At 48.2% G+C, this 14531-nt stretch carries 13 protein-coding genes; 12 read left to right on the top strand and 1 reads right to left on the bottom strand.

The features are described from left to right. Positions 1 to 144 precede the first annotated feature (144 nt). The 4 genes from MKX68_RS14515 (at position 145) to pssA (ending at position 6102) form a co-directional block, all read left to right on the top strand. Positions 145 to 2607 carry an ATP-dependent Clp protease ATP-binding subunit gene (locus MKX68_RS14515; RefSeq protein ID WP_340912550.1) on the top strand — a complete coding sequence of 821 codons (2463 nt, stop codon included), beginning with the start codon at positions 145 to 147 and terminating at the stop codon, positions 2605 to 2607. Positions 2608 to 2867: 260 nt separating this feature from the next. Beyond that, a complete protein-coding gene (radA, locus tag MKX68_RS14520; protein ID WP_036671578.1) occupies positions 2868 to 4235 on the top strand; it encodes a DNA repair protein RadA in 1368 nt (455 codons plus the stop codon). Between the two features lie 13 nt (positions 4236 to 4248). After that, entirely contained in the window at positions 4249 to 5325 is a 1077-nt protein-coding gene (gene disA, locus MKX68_RS14525) for a DNA integrity scanning diadenylate cyclase DisA (RefSeq protein ID WP_062836168.1), read from the top strand. Between the two features lie 45 nt (positions 5326 to 5370). Beyond that, complete coding sequence (gene pssA / locus MKX68_RS14530) at positions 5371 to 6102, top strand: CDP-diacylglycerol--serine O-phosphatidyltransferase (protein WP_338588653.1); 732 nt, start codon at positions 5371 to 5373, stop codon at positions 6100 to 6102. A gap of 126 nt (positions 6103 to 6228) precedes the next feature. Here the strand turns inward: pssA and MKX68_RS14535 are convergent, their stop codons facing one another. Then, complete coding sequence (locus MKX68_RS14535; RefSeq protein WP_017692049.1) at positions 6229 to 6624, bottom strand: hypothetical protein; 396 nt, start codon at positions 6622 to 6624, stop codon at positions 6229 to 6231. A gap of 173 nt (positions 6625 to 6797) precedes the next feature. On the opposite strand from MKX68_RS14535, the gene MKX68_RS14540 reads away from it, so the two are divergent. From MKX68_RS14540 to rlmB, 8 genes are all read left to right on the top strand, one after another. Then, positions 6798 to 7883 carry a PIN/TRAM domain-containing protein gene (locus MKX68_RS14540; protein WP_091039184.1) on the top strand — a complete coding sequence of 362 codons (1086 nt, stop codon included), beginning with the start codon at positions 6798 to 6800 and terminating at the stop codon, positions 7881 to 7883. A gap of 82 nt (positions 7884 to 7965) precedes the next feature. Beyond that, positions 7966 to 8661: a 2-C-methyl-D-erythritol 4-phosphate cytidylyltransferase gene (gene ispD, locus MKX68_RS14545; RefSeq protein WP_091039159.1), complete on the top strand. Its 696-nt coding sequence runs from the start codon at positions 7966 to 7968 to the stop codon at positions 8659 to 8661. After that, on the top strand, positions 8658 to 9134 hold the full coding sequence (gene ispF, locus MKX68_RS14550) for a 2-C-methyl-D-erythritol 2,4-cyclodiphosphate synthase (protein ID WP_017692052.1): 477 nt from the start codon (positions 8658 to 8660) through the stop codon (positions 9132 to 9134). Before ispD ends, ispF begins: the two co-directional genes overlap by 4 nt. A 33-nt stretch (positions 9135 to 9167) precedes the next feature. Beyond that, positions 9168 to 10625 (top strand): glutamate--tRNA ligase, encoded by a 1458-nt coding sequence (gene gltX, locus MKX68_RS14555; RefSeq protein ID WP_076216851.1) that lies wholly within the window; start codon positions 9168 to 9170, stop codon positions 10623 to 10625. A gap of 537 nt (positions 10626 to 11162) precedes the next feature. Beyond that, the gene (gene cysE, locus MKX68_RS14560) at positions 11163 to 11822 is read left to right on the top strand and encodes a serine O-acetyltransferase (RefSeq protein WP_340912556.1); all 660 of its coding nucleotides are present in this window, start codon (positions 11163 to 11165) and stop codon (positions 11820 to 11822) included. 42 nt (positions 11823 to 11864) lie between these two features. Beyond that, entirely contained in the window at positions 11865 to 13265 is a 1401-nt protein-coding gene (gene cysS, locus MKX68_RS14565) for a cysteine--tRNA ligase (RefSeq protein ID WP_340912559.1), read from the top strand. After that, positions 13262 to 13741, top strand: a complete 480-nt coding sequence (locus tag MKX68_RS14570; protein ID WP_076334124.1) for a Mini-ribonuclease 3 — start codon at positions 13262 to 13264, stop codon at positions 13739 to 13741. Before cysS ends, MKX68_RS14570 begins: the two co-directional genes overlap by 4 nt. 43 nt (positions 13742 to 13784) lie before the next feature. After that, positions 13785 to 14531: a 23S rRNA (guanosine(2251)-2'-O)-methyltransferase RlmB gene (gene rlmB / locus MKX68_RS14575; protein WP_278298113.1), complete on the top strand. Its 747-nt coding sequence runs from the start codon at positions 13785 to 13787 to the stop codon at positions 14529 to 14531.

Consider the following 14531-nt stretch of genomic DNA (forward strand, 5'->3'; position numbering starts at 1 on the left):
ATTGCGGCTTTTATATAATAAGGCATGTACAAATGCCGAATGACTTTATTCGCAGCACGGCTGCAAACAAAAATGATATGAAGAATACGACGGGGATTGTTTGAAACCCCTCGTTTTATCCAAAACCATGGAGGTGCAGGAGATATGATGTTTGGAAGATTTACGGAACGGGCCCAAAAGGTGCTCGCACTCGCGCAGGAAGAAGCTGTCCGTCTCGGTCATAATAACATCGGTACTGAGCATATTTTGCTCGGCCTCATTCGTGAAGGCGAAGGCATCGCAGCCAAAGCACTGATCGGCCTGGGACTCGGATTGGAAAAAATTCAGGATGAAGTAGAAACGCTGATTGGCCGTGGCCAAGAGCAACCTACCAACATTGCATATACGCCACGTGCGAAAAAAGTAATTGAACTGTCTATGGATGAAGCTCGTAAATTGGGCCATACCTATGTAGGCACAGAGCATATCCTGCTCGGATTGATTCGTGAAGGCGAGGGTGTTGCAGCACGTGTGCTCAATAACCTGGGTATCAGCCTGAACAAAGCACGTCAACAAGTGTTACAGTTGCTTGGCAGCAGTGAAGCTGTATCCAGCCATAATGGAACACCTGCCAATGTCAGCACACCAACGCTGGACAGTCTGGCACGTGACCTCACGGCTTACGCCAGAGAGAATAACCTTGACCCAGTCATTGGGCGTAGCAAAGAAATTGAGCGTGTCATCCAAGTGCTCAGCCGTCGTACCAAGAACAACCCGGTATTGATCGGTGAGCCAGGTGTAGGTAAAACAGCGATTGCTGAAGGCCTTGCACAAAAAATCATTGCAAATGAGATTCCGGAAACATTGCGCGACAAACGTGTAATGACTCTGGATATGGGTTCAGTAGTCGCTGGAACCAAATATCGTGGTGAGTTTGAAGATCGTCTGAAAAAAATCATGGATGAGATTCGCCAAGCAGGTAACATTGTCCTGTTTATCGACGAATTGCATACTTTGATTGGCGCAGGCGGAGCTGAAGGTGCCATCGATGCTTCTAACATTTTGAAACCGGCTCTGGCCCGTGGAGAATTGCAATGTATCGGTGCGACAACACTGGATGAATATCGTAAATACATCGAGAAGGATGCAGCGCTTGAGCGTCGTTTCCAACCGATTACTGTAGATCAGCCTTCTCCGGAAGAAGCGATTCAAATCTTGCATGGCTTGCGTGACCGTTATGAGGCGCATCACCGCGTGAAAATTACGGACGAAGCGATTGTGCAGGCAGTTAAACTGTCTGACCGTTACATTACAGACCGTTTCCTGCCAGACAAAGCGATCGACCTGATTGATGAGGCGGGTTCCAAAGTAAGATTGAACTCTTACACGATCCCACCAAACCTGAAACAACTGGAAAGCCGTCTGGAAGATATCCGCAAGGAAAAAGACGCTGCAGTTCAAAGCCAGGAGTTCGAAAAAGCAGCCGCTCTGCGTGATACGGAACAAAAAATCCGTGAAGAGCTGGATGTAACGAAGAACCAATGGAAAGAAAAACAAGGTCGCACGGATTCCGAAGTAACACCTGAGGATATCGCACAAGTGGTAGCCAACTGGACAGGAATTCCAGTGAACAAACTGAAAGAAGAAGAGACACAGCGTCTGATGAATCTGGAATCGATTCTGCATGAACGTGTCATCGGCCAAGATGAGGCTGTGAAATCGGTCAGCCGTGCGGTGCGTCGTGCTCGTGCGGGACTTAAAGATCCAAAACGTCCGATGGGTTCATTCATCTTCCTCGGCCCTACAGGGGTAGGTAAAACAGAACTTGCTCGTGCTCTGGCTGAAGCGATGTTTGGCGATGAAAATGCAGTAATCCGTATTGATATGTCCGAGTATGGTGAGAAACATTCAACTTCCCGACTCGTCGGAGCGCCTCCGGGATATGTTGGATACGAAGAAGGTGGCCAGCTGACAGAGAAAGTTCGTCGCAAACCATATTCCGTTGTCCTGCTCGATGAAATTGAGAAAGCACATCCGGAAGTATTCAATATCTTGCTGCAAGTGCTTGAGGATGGTCGTCTGACGGATTCCAAAGGTCGCGTTGTTGACTTCCGGAATACGCTGATTATCCTGACATCCAACGTGGGTGCTGAAGCGATCAAACGTAACTCTACACTTGGCTTCACAGCAGTTGTGGATGCAGGTGCGGATTACGATAACATGAAGGGTAAAGTCATGGATGAGCTGAAGAAAAGCTTCCGTCCAGAGTTCCTTAACCGGATTGATGAAATTATTGTATTCCACTCTCTGGAACAGAAACACATTGCAGAGATTGTTACCCTCATGAGTGAGGAACTTCGCAAACGGCTACGTGAATACGAGGTTGACTTCGAACTCACCGACAATGCGAAGGACTTCCTTGCTAAAGCCGGCTTTGATCCAGCTTACGGTGCACGTCCGCTTCGTCGGGCAATTCAGAAGAATATCGAGGACAAATTGTCTGAAGAGTTGCTCACAGGTAACGTAACCAAAGGGGATTCATTGCTCATCGACGAAGAGAACGGTGCATTGTCTGTTACGAAAAAAGACGTGGTTGTTCCTTCGAATGAGGAAATTGAAACCAAATAATATACAGCAAGCACTGGAGTTAAACTTCAGCTTGTATTAATCCTTAATCCTTCTCGGCTTCGGCCGGGGAGGATTTTTTGCACTTTGGACAGAAGACGGACATGATTATGTCAGGAACATGTGTAAAGTTTGCGATAATCCTTTACGAAAAATCTCAAACAATGGTAAACTTTTAGTAACCCTGCACGTCAGGGAGTTTGGGTGAAATTCGTCGAATAATGCAAAATGCTGTTATAAAACTAAATTATAGGAGTGCTGAAGTGGCCAAAGTTAAAACCAAGTTTCAATGTACGGAATGCGGCTATGAAGCCCCCAAGTGGTACGGTAAGTGTCCGGGTTGTCAGTCATGGAATTCAATGGTGGAAGAAACAGAGACGGTGGTCAAAACACAAGGGAGAAATTCTCCTCTGTTTGACAGTAAAGATAAACCGCTTCCTATCATAGATATAGATAGCGGTCAGGAACCGCGTGTACAGACTGGAATCGGAGAGTTGAACCGGGTATTGGGTGGCGGAATCGTTCCAGGTTCACTCGTTCTGGTGGGCGGAGATCCGGGTATCGGTAAATCAACGTTGATGTTGCAGACGTCTCATGCTTTAACGCACTCGGGTTTGCGTGTGTTATATGTTTCCGGTGAGGAATCAGTCAAGCAAACCAAATTGCGGGCAGACCGTCTCGGGGCACTCTCTGCCGAGTTGTATGTGCTGTGTGAAACCAATATGGAACGTGTAGAGGAAGCGGTGGATCAGATCCAGCCGCATTTTCTTGTCATCGACTCCATTCAGACGGTATATCTTCCCGAAGTTACCAGTGCGCCGGGTAGTGTAGCACAGGTAAGGGAATGTACGTCAAGGTTCATGCGGATTGCCAAAGGCAGAGGCATTGCAACGGTTCTTGTGGGGCATGTTACCAAAGAAGGTGCCATTGCCGGTCCGCGTATGTTAGAACATATGGTGGATTGCGTGCTTTATTTTGAAGGAGAACGGCATCATACGTATCGCCTGCTGCGTGCGGTGAAGAACCGTTTTGGTTCAACCAATGAGATTGGCATTTTTGAAATGGGCGAGGATGGACTTCGTGAGGTGGGCAATCCGTCCGAACTCTTTTTGTCAGAACGCCCACTGGGTGTAGCGGGTTCAACGGTAGTTGCCAGTATGGAGGGGACACGTCCTCTGCTCGTGGAATTACAGGCGTTGATCTCGACTACCCATTTCCCTTCTCCCCGCCGTATGGCAACAGGGGTAGATCTGCATCGATTAAATCTGATTATTGCAGTGCTGGAGAAACGGATGGGTATGTTTTTACAGACCCAGGATGCGTATCTGAACGTGGCTGGTGGAGTACGGTTGGATGAGCCCGCTGTAGATTTGGCGGTTGCTGTCAGCATTGCATCCAGTTTGAGAGATGTACCGACCAAGCCGGATGACGTCATCTTTGGCGAGATTGGTCTGACAGGTGAGGTTCGAGCCGTATCACGGGCCGAACAACGAGTGAAGGAAGCCGCGAAGCTGGGCTTCAAACGAGTCATTTTACCGGAAAAAAGCTTAAAGGGCTGGAAACATCCTCGCGGGATACAACTGATCGGTGTGAATACCGTGGCAGATGCACTAGCGGTTGCTTTAGATTAGGGGGCATAACAAGATGAAAGATTCGAGCCAACTGGATAATATGAATGAATTGTTAAGGCTGATCGCACCAGGTACACCTTTCCGCGAAGGTCTGGAAAATGTGCTACGCGCCAAGACGGGCGCACTGCTTGTTGTAGGATACAGCCCTGAAGTAATGGAAGTGGTGGATGGGGGATTCTCGATTAACTGTGATTTCTCCCCGAACTACCTGTACGAACTCGCCAAGATGGATGGAGCCATTATTCTTAGCGAGGATTTGAAGCGTATTCTTTACGCCAATACCCAGTTAATCCCGGACTCTTCGATCTCTTCATCAGAGACGGGGATTCGTCACCGGACGGCAGAGCGTGTAGCAAAGCAAACGGGTAAATTGGTCGTATCCATATCACAGCGCCGGAATATCATTACCTTGTATCAGGGAACACTTCGTTATTCCCTCAAGGAAATCGGGGTTATTTTGACCAAAGCGAATCAAGCGATTCAAACCCTGGAGAAATACAAAGCGGTATTAACACAGTCCCTTACAAATCTGAGTGCCTCTGAATTTGAGGAACTGGTGACGATTCCTGAAGTGGTCAATGTAATTCAGCGTACCGAAATGGTGATGCGGATCAAAACGGAAATCAAACGATATATTCATGAACTCGGAAATGAGGGACGACTCATTTCCATGCAAATGGAAGAACTCGTGGGTACAACGGAAGAAGAAGCCTGGTTATTGTATAAGGACTATGCTCGTGACGACAGTGATGACAAAATCCGTGAAATTATCGTGGGACTGAAAAGATTGTCGGACGATGAGTTGCTGGATGCACATCATATTGTCCGTCTTCTCGGCTATCCTTCATCAGCCGCTACTTCTGAGGATTCGGTTGCACCTCGTGGATTCCGGGTATTAAATAAGATCCCCCGCCTGCCCAATGTCATTATCCATAACCTGGTGGATCAATTCGAACAATTGCCTCATGTTATTATGGCTACAATTGAAGAACTGGACGAAGTGGATGGTATTGGTGAAGTTCGTGCCCGGACCATTAAGGAAGGCCTCAAACGTTTGCAGGAGCAAATGTTTATCGACAGACAGATGTAAGGGTTTGCCTATATAAAGGCTTGAAATGGATGAGGTGAAACAACGATGCTAACCAGATTCATTCCGAATCTCTTTACCCTGGGTAATCTGTTTCTTGGAATGATGGCAATTTTGCTTGCGATTGATGGAAATTACAGTTTGGCTGCCATTATGGTCATTGTAGCGATGCTGCTGGATGGTCTGGATGGCCGAGTGGCACGTGCGCTCAATGCCCAAAGCGAATTCGGCAAGGAACTTGATTCCTTGTCTGACATGGTTTCCTTTGGTGCAGCACCAGCCCTGATCATATTTATGGTGTCGTTTCAAGATTCGATGCCGATCCTCGCCTGGATCGCAACAGCGGCTTTTCCGATCTGTGGAGCCATTCGTCTTGCGCGGTTTAATGTTCGGCCGGGAATCCCCGGGTACTTCACAGGTCTGCCAATTCCGGCAGCCGGCGGGGTACTGGCTACACTTTCCTTGTTCAATAAGGATATTGGCCCGGTTAGCATGATGATTGCTACGTTGCTATTATCGTATCTGATGGTGAGTGCGCTTAAATATCCCAATTTCAAAAAGGTCGGTTTGCCACGCAAGGCAATCTGGATTGCACCATGGGTTGTGTTATTTGCCATAGCCGTAGCCGTTATTTTCCCGGAACAGTTATCCAAATTAATCTTTATTCCGCTGGTGTTATACGCCTTGTATGGAATGAAGCATAATGTGCGAACAGCGGCCTCGCGTAGTCGGGCGAAAAAGCGCAAGGATGAGAAATCTTCCCGTCCTTCCGATCGTTAAGTCGCCTTGGGTACAGACAGTATACAAAGAAAGCACGTACTCTCCTGAACTGGAGAATGCGTGCTTTTTGTTTATTCAGATCTATTTACGGTAAAAGAAACCCTTGCGGACGACATACATATCTTCTTACGACAGATTAAACATCCCTAACGTTGAACACTTCTGTGATTCGTGATTTACGACCTCTTCCATGTTAATGTCCAGCAGATTGCAGAGAGCCGACATGTAGAACAGGTTCCGCCCTAGCTCAGAGCTGATGACCTCTCTGCAGTTCTCACACAACTCACCTTCCACATGCGTTTCCAGCAGGCCCTTGGTTTGAGCGATATCGCTCTCCGGGGCATATTTCTGCTTGGTGGCGTGCAGCTCGATGCAGCCGCATTCGGTAATGGCTTTGGACACGGCACGGTTAACAGACGCTCCGGCTTGTCCCGTTTTGGACAGTACATCAATCAGACTGCGATGACGCAGCAACAGTTCAGAAACTTGATCCTGGAAAGCCTGTAAACTTAGCGTACTCATTTTGCCACTCACCTCGGGATATGAATTGAATTCATTATATGCCAATAATTTACCTACTTTCAACTGACGATTGCAACATTTCCAAAAAGTTCTTGCGGATGGGATTAGCAATTCAGGAATTGGATCATACTGGATATAAAGATCAAGATACATTGAAGGAGGTGCAGGGACTAATGTGGAAAAAAGGCATTTTAACTTTTACAGGATTGTGCGGTGCATGGTTCGGCTACACGGCATATCATCTGGCAGGAAAATCGGTCCCATGGATGGCTGAGTGGATTCAGTCAGCAGGATTACTGGGAGCTGGTATATCAACGCTGCTGGGAGCTGTAATGTTTATGGCTGTATGTAATATTGGTGGAACATTGATGGCAGACAGGCTGCATAGTGGGATCAATTCATTGGCGAAAGTACCTATGAACGAATTGGCTGCAGGTGCCGCAGGTACCGTTGCTGGGTTGCTGGTGGCTTTGTTGCTCTACCCTGTTGTGAGATGGATGGGGACGGCAGGAGAAGTGCTGCAAGTGGCGCTGACGGTGATTAGTGCTTATTCCGGTTATGCCCTTGCCATGGCGAAGAAAGACGATCTGGGGGCCTTCTGGATGTCTGGACGATGGGGTCATCCCGAGGTGGACGAGGATAGACGGATGGAAGAACATAAAATTCTGGATACCAGTGTTATTATCGATGGGCGTATAGCTGATATATGCAAAACCGGATTTATTGAAGGCACGATCGTAATCCCGGAATTTGTTCTGGAGGAGTTACAGCATATTGCCGATTCATCGGATCTGCTCAAGCGGAACAGAGGACGTCGTGGACTGGACATTTTGAACAAAATCCAGAAGGAACTCGATGTAAAAGTTCTGATCTACGAGGGGGATTTCGAGGAAATCTCCGAGGTGGACAGCAAACTGGTTAAACTGGCTAAAGTGCTCCAGGGTAAAGTGGTCACCAATGACTTTAACTTGAACAAAGTGTGCGAACTTCAGGGTGTATCTGTGTTGAACATTAATGATCTCGCCAATGCGGTTAAGCCAGTTGTTCTGCCAGGTGAGGAGATCATGGTGCAGATCATCAAGGATGGTAAGGAGCATGGTCAAGGTGTAGCCTATCTGGATGATGGCACAATGATCGTTGTGGAGGGCGGACGCGAGTATATCGGCATGATGATGGAAGTGCTGGTGACCAGTGTGCTGCAGACTTCAGCGGGGCGAATGATTTTTGCCAAGCCGAAACTGTTGGAAAAAGCCCAATAAAGCGGTATGATGGGTAGTGTATCGTTGAATGATATTGTATATCTTTGGACGATAAACTGACAGACAAGGCAGGGATTGCGGCATGGATAAAGGGTGGGGCGTTGTCATTGTGGCAGCAGGTCGCGGAACCCGGATGGGGACGACCGAGAGTAAACAGTTTCTGTTGCTGCAGGACAAGCCCGTTTTCATACATACGCTTGAGGTATTTGCTGCGCTGGACGAGATCCGCGAGATGGTGCTGGTCACAGGAGCTGCAGATGTTGAACGCTGCCAGGATTGGGTAAAAGAATACCAACTGGATTCACGTGTCCGTGTTATCCCCGGAGGGAAAGAGAGACAACATTCTGTCCATAAAGGCCTTGAGGCACTTGGGACGGATTGGGTTCTCGTTCACGACGGGGTACGTCCTTTTGTGAACCATGAGCAGATCAAGGGATGCATGGCGGCCGCCATATCCGGTGGTGGAGCAGCTGTACTGGCGGTTCCCGTGAAGGATACGATCAAACAAGTGAATGCGGAAGGAGTCGTTACGGCGACGCCAGACCGCAGCAGTCTGTGGAGCATTCAAACCCCGCAGGCTTTTCGTCTTTCTTCCCTGCTCTCCGCCTACGAATCAGCCGAGCAGGACGGATTTCTGGGGACAGATGACGCCATGCTGGCTGAACGTCAGGGAATGTCGGTCAAGGTTGTGGAAGGCAATTATACCAATATCAAATTAACAACGCCGGAAGATTTGCAATACGCTGCGTTTTTGCTGGGGGGAGAGAAGAAGCGATGATACGTGTAGGACAGGGATTTGATGTACATCAGCTGGTGGAGGGACGCCCGTGTATTATTGGCGGAGTAACGATTCCTTATGAAAAAGGACTGCTGGGTCACTCGGACGCAGACGTGCTGTTGCACGCGATTAGTGATGCCATTTTGGGTGCGCTGGCACTTGGGGATATTGGCAAGCACTTCCCGGATACCGATCCGGAATTCAAAGATGCCGACAGCCTGAAATTGCTAGAGCATGTATGGCAGCTTGTGAAGGATCGCGGGTATAAGCTAGGGAATATCGACTCAACGATTATTGCCCAAAAGCCAAAGATGGCTCCTTATATCCCACAGATGGCTGAGGTTATTGCCAAGGCACTGGAAGCGGATGTAACACAGGTGAACGTGAAAGCAACAACGACAGAGCAACTGGGATTTCCGGGACGGGGAGAGGGCATTGCCGCTCAATCCGTTGTTTGCCTTGTACGTGTGTGATATCATCAATCAATTAGTGACGGAGGGGATCATATGAGCACGGAAATTCGTGTACGTTACGCGCCGAGCCCAACGGGACATCTTCATATCGGGAATGCCCGTACGGCGTTGTTTAACTATCTATATGCCAAACATAATAACGGTAAATTCATTATTCGTATTGAAGATACGGACGTGAAACGGAACATTGCCGGTGGTGAAGAAAGTCAGCTGAAATACCTGAAATGGCTGGGAATCGAGTGGGATGAAAGTATTGATGTAGGCGGAGAATACGGACCATACCGTCAAACGGAACGTCTGGACCTCTATCGTAAATATACGCAGGAATTGTTGGATAAAGGTCTGGCTTACCCTTGCTTCTGCACGGAAGAAGAATTGGAGCAAGAGCGCGAGGAACAGTCAGCACGTGGAGAAACACCGCGTTATTCTGGCAAACACCGTGATCTGACTCCGGAGCAAATTAGTGCGTTTGAAGCGGAAGGACGCGTAGCGAGTATTCGTTTCCGGGTACCGGAAGAGCGCATATATACGTTTGATGACATGGTTAAAGGCACAATCTCGTTCAACAGCAAGGAATCCGGTGACTTCGTCATTGTGAAAAAAGACGGCATTCCCACATACAACTATGCCGTTGCTGTGGATGATCACTTGATGAAGATCTCCCACGTTCTGCGTGGGGAAGATCACATCTCAAACACGCCGCGTCAACTGATGATCTATGAAGCGCTTGGCTGGGAGCCACCGCAATTTGGTCATATGACGCTGATCGTGAATGAAAATCACAAGAAGCTGAGTAAACGGGATGAATCCGTTATTCAGTTTATTGAGCAGTATGATCAGCTCGGCTATCTGCCTGAAGCGATGTTTAACTTCATTTCCCTGCTTGGCTGGTCGCCGGAAGGGGAAGAAGAGATCTTCTCGCAAGAGCAGCTGATCTCCATTTTTGATACGAAACGTCTGTCCAAGAGCCCGGCGGTATTTGATACCCACAAGCTGGCTCACTTGAACAACCACTATATCAAACACGCTGATCCGGAACGTATTGCCGAAATGGCCATTCCGCATCTGCAAAAGGCTGGACGTATTTCTTCCGAGCTGTCTGCTGAACAAAAAGAATGGGCTTATACTCTGGTACACCTGTACCAAGAGCAGATGAACTCTGCCTCCGATATTGTCGAATTGTCGGAAGTATTCTTCCGTTCCAATCTGGAGCTTGAAAGTGAAGGAGAAGCAGTGCTTGCTGAGGAACAGGTGCCAACCGTACTGAAGGCATTTGCGGATAAAGTACAGGCGAGCGAAGAGTTTACTCCAAGCAAAATGGCTGCATTGATCAAGGAAGTACAGAAAGAAACCGGCTTTAAGGGCAAACAGCTCTTTATGCCAATTCGTGTAGCCTTGACTGGACAGACGCATGGACGGGATCTGAACCAAACGATCGTGCTTCTGGGTCGTGATACGGTGATCGAGCGTTTGCTTGCGCAAGTAAAATAAGCTTAATCGAGGATATTCCATTAATTTGGAATCTGAACACAGTCCTATGATGTATGGATTACGTAGGAGGCTGTTGTCAGTCTGAGGCCTTTTCGCTATAATAACAACACAACGAATAATTGATATGATTTATCTAATAGAACAGCAAAGATCGGGAGGAGTAGACTGACCCGGACAGATTCAGAGAGGATGGTCCCGCAGCAAAGAAAGATTTCTTTGGTTGCGGTGGCTGTGAGCCATCCACTGTCCAGCAGTCGAAATGCGCCCGTGAGCTGCACAGCCGAATCCAGCCCCGCCTTTGTCGATCATGACAAGGGAAAACGTTAGGATAGGTTGTGACGATTGGTTTCCGTTACCAAACCGCTTGAGGGCTTATTCTATTTAAGAATGAACCGAGCAGAGTGGGACCGCGATAAACGCCTCTGCAGCTAAATGCTGCAGGGGCGTTTTTTGTTTAGGCGAGTGTGCAGTACACTACCAAGGAACGCGCCGTCCGGTAAGCCGGAGGACGGGAACCTGAACAAGAGGGGAACGAGCATGTTCAAGAAGATCAGATCAGATATCCAGGCGGTGTTTGAAAACGATCCGGCGGCCCGAGGTTGGTTTGAAGTGGTACTAACCTACTCAGGGCTGCATGCGATATGGGCACACCGGATCGCTCATTTTTTATACAAGCGAAGATGGTTCTCGGTTGCCAGGTTCATTTCGCAGGTTAGTCGATTTATGACAGGAATCGAGATACATCCTGGAGCTACGATCGGAAATCGGTTGTTTATTGACCACGGAATGGGCGTCGTTATTGGAGAAACATGTGAGATTGGCGATGATGTCGTTATCTATCAGGGGGTTACCTTGGGCGGAACAGGGAAAGAAAAAGGAAAGAGACATCCGACCATTGGTAATAATGTGGTTATCTCATCCGGAGCCAAGGTGCTGGGTTCATTTAGCGTGGGGGATCAATGCAACATTGGTGCGAACTCCGTTGTTCTTAAGGAGGTCCCTTCCAATAGTACCGTGGTAGGTATACCGGGCAGAATTGTTAAACAGGATGGCCGACGGGTAGATCGCCTCAGTCAGCAATTGCCCGATCCGGTCGTTGACTCCTTGCGCAGTATGCAAAAAGAACTCGAACGATTGCAGGAAGAAGTACGTACACTGCAGAATGCCCGTGAAAATGAGACTGTGCGTGATACGTGATACAATAAATAAAGGCAGTATAGGATGAAAGGATAAGTGACCATGACGCTTCAGATTTATAATACGATGAGTCGTACCAAAGAGGAATTTGTTCCCCAAGAGCCAGGGAAAGTAAAAATGTATGTCTGCGGACCAACGGTATATGACTACATTCATATCGGGAATGCACGTCCGGTTATCTTTTTCGACACGGTTCGTGGATACCTGGAACAGACAGGACATGATGTGAACTATGTGGTGAACTTCACGGATGTGGACGATAAGCTGATTCGCAAAGCAGAACAACTTGGAACAGACGTTCCTCACGTGGCTGAGAAATTTATTGCTGCCTATTATGAAGACCTTGAGGGATTGGGTATTCCCAAGGCGAGCAGTAATCCGAGAGTAACGGAAAACATGCCGCTGATCATTGATTTTATCCGTGAGCTCGTTGAAAAAGGATTTGCGTATGAAAATAGCGGTGACGTCTATTATCGTACAGGCAAATTCAGCGAATATGGCAAACTTTCGAAACAAAACCTGCAGGAGCTGCAGTTCGGAATCCGTGTGGGTGTAGACGAGCGCAAAGAGCATCCCGAAGATTTTGTGCTCTGGAAGGCTGCCAAACCAGGTGAGATCTATTGGTCCAGTCCTTGGGGCGATGGTCGACCAGGCTGGCATATTGAATGCTCCGCCATGGCTCGGGAGTACCTTGGGGATACACTGGACATTCACGGGGGTGGACAGGATTTGCAGTTCCCGCACCATGAGTGCGAATGCGCCCAATCCGAGGTATTAACAGGTAAACCACTTGCGAACTACTGGATGCATAATGGATTCATCCGGATTGATAACGAGAAGATGTCAAAATCACTCGGTAATGGTGTTCTTGTTAAAGACTTGCGGAATCAATATAAACGCGAAGCGATTCGTTATTTCATGTTGTCTACCCACTATCGCAACCCATTGAACTTCACGGATGATACGATGGAGCAGGCACAGAACAGTGTGGACCGGATTGCGAATGCGGTAGGTAACCTGAACCATCGTCTGAATGCAGTAACTGTTGATCAGGATATCACAGCAGAGTTTGCGGCAAGACTCGACCAAATTCGTCAACAATATCACGAGAAGATGCAGGATGATTTCAATACTCCTGATGCAATTACTGCGATGTTTGAGTGGGCAGGGGAAGCCAACCAACTGTTGCAGCAAGAAGTAGTTAATGCGGCAGACATTCGCGCGCTCCTCGAATTGTTCAGTGAATTGAATGCTGTACTGCGCATTTATACTGACGCAGAGCCAGAACTTCTGGATGAGGAAGTAGAACGTCTGATTGAAGAGCGTGTAGAAGCACGCAAGTCCAAAAACTGGGCAAGAGCGGATGAAATTCGCGATGAATTGTCTGCACGTGGCATTCTGCTTGAAGATACGGCGCAGGGAATGAGATGGCGGCGCAAATGAGCGAAGGACATCCAAATACACCAAAACAACAGGAGCAGGTCACAGAGGGAGGATGGTTCCCGTATCCTCCTTCCAGACCTGCGAGGTTGATTCCACCTATTGCACTGGCCTATATTGGTGATGCGGTATATGAGGTAGCTGTTCGTCAATATCTGTTGTCGAAGGCCAACATGCGTCCCAATCATTTGCACCGTAGTGCAACAGGGTTGGTATCAGCGAAGGCACAGAGCCGCATACTTACAACGATTGAGGCTGAACTGACAGAGGAAGAACGGGATATCGTCCGGCAAGGGCGGAATGCCAAGTCGGGTAGTGTACCCAAAAATGCAGATGTGTTGGAGTACAGACATGCCACGGCTTTTGAATGTCTCATTGGTTACCTCTACAGTAGTGGTCATCATGATCGCATGATTGAACTGATCGGGCATGGCATTGAGCACGCGGAACAACAATCGCCATCACCGACAAAAAAATAGAAATTTCAACAAAACAACGCATTACAGAGAGGATCGAACAACGATGGAAGAAGAATGGATCGCCGGTAAACACTCCGTGACGGAGGCGCTGCGTTCAGGCCGGACCATTAATAAAATATGGATTGCCGATACAGCACAGAAACATCTGACTCAACCTATTATCTCAGAAGCTAAAAAACTAGGTATTGTCATTCAACACGTGGACAAGCGTAAGCTGGATCAAACGGTACCAGGCATTCAGCATCAGGGGGTAGTTGCACAAGCTGCACCTTACGCTTATGTGGAGGTAGAAGACATTCTTGCCGCAGCAAAAGCGAAGAATGAGCATCCTTTCCTGATTCTGCTGGATGAGATTGAAGATCCTCATAACCTGGGGTCCATTTTGCGGACAGCAGATTGCACGGGTGCACATGGCGTTATTGTACCCAAACGTCGTTCGGCAGCAGTAACCGTGACGGTATCCAAAACGTCAGCAGGCGCCGTGGAGTACGTGCCAGTGGCTCGTGTAAGTAATCTTGCTCAGACCATCGATCGCCTCAAAGAGGAAGGTGTATGGGTTGTAGGGACAGATGTCACGGCTCATGAAGGTGTCTTTGGTAATGGCGTCTTTACTGGCCCTGTGGCATTGGTAATCGGAAATGAGAACAAGGGAATGGGACGACTCATTCGTGAGAAATGCGACGTGTTGATCAAATTACCGATGCAAGGTCAGATTAATTCCCTGAATGCTTCCGTGGCAGCCGGGGTTGTCATGTACGAAGTGCTCCGCTCGCGTCAAGCGCAGGAATAG

Origin of the sequence: Paenibacillus sp. FSL M8-0212 (assembly GCF_038004645.1) — a bacterium.
Lineage (GTDB): Bacteria > Bacillota > Bacilli > Paenibacillales > Paenibacillaceae > Paenibacillus.

Coding starts and splice junctions, on each gene's coding strand:
- MKX68_RS14535 (WP_017692049.1), bottom strand. CDS start 6,624: ATGAGTACGCTAAGTTTACAGGCTTTCCAGGATCAAGTTTCTGAACTG.
- gltX (WP_076216851.1), top strand. CDS start 9,168: ATGAGCACGGAAATTCGTGTACGTTACGCGCCGAGCCCAACGGGACAT.
- MKX68_RS14515 (WP_340912550.1), top strand. CDS start 145: ATGATGTTTGGAAGATTTACGGAACGGGCCCAAAAGGTGCTCGCACTC.
- ispF (WP_017692052.1), top strand. CDS start 8,658: ATGATACGTGTAGGACAGGGATTTGATGTACATCAGCTGGTGGAGGGA.
- disA (WP_062836168.1), top strand. CDS start 4,249: ATGAAAGATTCGAGCCAACTGGATAATATGAATGAATTGTTAAGGCTG.
- MKX68_RS14540 (WP_091039184.1), top strand. CDS start 6,798: ATGTGGAAAAAAGGCATTTTAACTTTTACAGGATTGTGCGGTGCATGG.
- ispD (WP_091039159.1), top strand. CDS start 7,966: ATGGATAAAGGGTGGGGCGTTGTCATTGTGGCAGCAGGTCGCGGAACC.
- pssA (WP_338588653.1), top strand. CDS start 5,371: ATGCTAACCAGATTCATTCCGAATCTCTTTACCCTGGGTAATCTGTTT.
- MKX68_RS14570 (WP_076334124.1), top strand. CDS start 13,262: ATGAGCGAAGGACATCCAAATACACCAAAACAACAGGAGCAGGTCACA.
- rlmB (WP_278298113.1), top strand. CDS start 13,785: ATGGAAGAAGAATGGATCGCCGGTAAACACTCCGTGACGGAGGCGCTG.
- cysE (WP_340912556.1), top strand. CDS start 11,163: ATGTTCAAGAAGATCAGATCAGATATCCAGGCGGTGTTTGAAAACGAT.
- cysS (WP_340912559.1), top strand. CDS start 11,865: ATGACGCTTCAGATTTATAATACGATGAGTCGTACCAAAGAGGAATTT.